Origin of the sequence: Duganella radicis (assembly GCF_009720825.1) — a bacterium.
Lineage (GTDB): Bacteria > Pseudomonadota > Gammaproteobacteria > Burkholderiales > Burkholderiaceae_D > Rugamonas > Rugamonas radicis.
In genome coordinates this window covers 1-2,287 of sequence record NZ_WNKY01000103.1, presented here as the reverse complement: position 1 = coordinate 2,287, position 2,287 = coordinate 1, and the positions used below count along the sequence as shown (strand labels likewise).

4 protein-coding genes are annotated in these 2,287 nt (G+C 72.0%); all 4 read right to left on the bottom strand.

Features of this window, described 5'->3' with window-relative positions; all coding sequences use genetic code 11:
• The coding region (locus GM676_RS31190) for a hypothetical protein (RefSeq protein WP_155468449.1) at positions 1-682 on the bottom strand (682 nt) is incomplete at its 3' end.
• 36 nt (positions 683-718) lie between these two features.
• Positions 719-1,588, bottom strand: a complete 870-nt coding sequence (gene sctJ, locus GM676_RS31185) for a type III secretion system inner membrane ring lipoprotein SctJ (protein WP_155468448.1) — start codon at positions 1,586-1,588, stop codon at positions 719-721.
• Positions 1,589-1,592: 4 nt separating this feature from the next.
• Positions 1,593-2,006: an EscF/YscF/HrpA family type III secretion system needle major subunit gene (locus GM676_RS31180; RefSeq protein WP_371866422.1), complete on the bottom strand. Its 414-nt coding sequence runs from the start codon at positions 2,004-2,006 to the stop codon at positions 1,593-1,595.
• A gap of 80 nt (positions 2,007-2,086) precedes the next feature.
• The coding region (locus GM676_RS31705; protein WP_211923327.1) for a hypothetical protein at positions 2,087-2,287 on the bottom strand (201 nt) is incomplete at its 5' end.

Sequence of the window (2,287 nt, the reverse complement as noted above, 5' to 3'; positions counted from 1 at the left end):
CTCCGGCGGGCGGGGCCGGCTCGGCCAGCGCGGCCGGCAGGCGCGCGTCCACCTGCCGCGCCAGCGGCGCCGGCAACAGCAGCCGCAGCCGCGCCCACATGCCGGGAAAACCGTGTTCGAGGCGGCGCGCCAGCTCCGTCAGCCCGGCCATCTCGGCTAATTCAGCCGCCCCGGTCAACCTGGCCGCCTCGTCCACCTCGTCCACCTCGTCCACCTCGTCCACCTCGGCCACCTCGGCCACCTCGGCCATCTCGGCCAGCTCGGCTAATTCGGCCGCCCCGGTCAACTTGGCCGCCTCGGCCATCTCGGCCAACTTGGCCGCCGCTTCGCCATGCCAGCCCGGCGCCAGGCAGCCCTTGAGCGGCTGCGTGCTGGCGATGCCCATGCACCACTTGCGGTCGGCCAGCGACAAGCACGCCAGCACCGGCCCGTCCTGGCCGCGCGCGGCCAGGATGCCGCCGAACAGCGCGGCGGCGCGACGCAGCAGTGACGCCGCGTCCAGCGCCGCCATCTGCCAGCCCGGATCGAACTCGGCGGGCACCTCGGCCGGCACGCCGGCCCGCGCGCACCACCAGCCGTACTGGTCGCGTTCGGCCAGCAGGTCGGCCGGCGGCGGCAGGCCGGCCGCGCCGGCATAGCGCCACGGCGCGAACCACCAATCGAGGAAAAAGTCCGACAACATGCTGCTGGCATCCTTTCAGAAGCGGGCCGCGGCCCGTCAGGTGGCGGCGCCGGCGGCCGGCGGCGGCGTGGCGGCGGCGGTCACCGCCGCGTCCTGGCGCCGCCCCCATTTGCCGAGCTTCACGCCACTTTTCAGCAACAGATAGCCGGCCGCGCCCAGCGCCAGCAGGCAGGCCACCGCCAGCGCCACCAGCGTGCCCAGCAGCCCGCCGGCGGAATCCACCTCGACCTTGAACGGCCCGACCGTGGTCCACTTCACCTCCGGCAGCGCCGCCTCGCCGGGCGTCAGCACCACCGACACCTTGCCGCGCCCGTCCTCGCTGGCCAGGCCGGGAATGCTGGACGCCACCAGCCGCTGCACGCGCGGCGTCATGGCGTCCTCGTCGATCGGCGGCCGGTACTTGATGAACACCGCGGCCGAGGATGGCTGTATCGGCTCGCCCGGCGCCACCCGCTCCGGCAACACCACGTGCACCCGCGCCGAGATCACATGGTCGAACTGCAACAGCGTGTAGCCGAGCTCCTCGGACAGGCCGTGCAGATAGCGCACCCGCTCCTCCAGCGGGGTGGAAATCATGCCCTGCTTCTTGAACACCTCGCCCAGACTCTCGTGACTGCGGCGCGGCAGGCCGGCGCTGTTCATGATCGAGGTCGCGCGCGACAGGTCGGTGTCGGCCAGCAGCAGGCTGACGCCCTCCTTGGCCGGCCGCTTCTCGACCGCGATGCCCTGGCGGTTCAGCACCATCACGATTTCGTTGGCGTCCGGATCGCTCAGGTTCGATTGCAGGGTCACCACCTTGGAGCAGGCGCACAACAGGCTGACCAGGCACAGCATGGCGGCCCGCTGCAACCAGCGCGCGCGCCGCCGGCGGGAGGTGGGATGGGAAGCGGGAGGAAACGCGGCCATGGCGCTATTGCAGCTTGGTGAGCGCATCGATCGAGGTGGCCGCCTTGGACACCGTCTTGGAAATGGTTTGCACCCGCAGCTGGAAATCGCTCAGCGCCATCATCGCGCGCATCAGATGAATCTTGTCGCCGGTGCGGGTGGCCTGCTCCAGCAGCTTGGACACGTACTGCTGGTCCTGCTTGACCTGGGCCGCCAGCTCCGTGGTGCGGCCGGCCAGCACATGGCCCAGCGACTGGCTGTTGCCCACCGGGCCGGGCTTGCCGGCGCCGCCCGCCGCGCCCAGTTGCCGGTCGAGGGCGGCGCGGAACTGCTCGCTGCCGCTGTGATCGAGGCCCTGGATCTCCAGCTTCAGTTGCGCGCCGTCGCCGGCCGGGGCCGGCGTTTTGGGTACGGCCATCGCCATGGTTTTGGGGTCCACATTCGCTCCTTGGGTAACGGCATCGCTGCCAACTATCGCTGTGTGGCGCGGCGCGCGGCCGGGGTTCCAAAAAAACGCGCTCAGTCCAGCAGCTCGCCCGCGCCGCGCCGGCCGCAATGCACGCCGCCGCAGCCGAGCGGATCGGACGGATCGCAAAAACCGTCGCTGCCGCAGCGGCGCTCGCAGTCGGCGCGCGACTTCGGCCGCAGCGCCGGCAGCAGGCCGGGCCGGGCCAACTTCGGCGGCCGCAACGGCGGCGGGCCGGGATCGGCCACCACCGC

Bases quoted from the DNA above. Each gene is read 5' to 3' on its own strand.
- sctJ (WP_155468448.1), bottom strand. From the start codon at position 1,588: ATGGCCGCGTTTCCTCCCGCTTCCCATCCCACCTCCCGCCGGCGGCGC.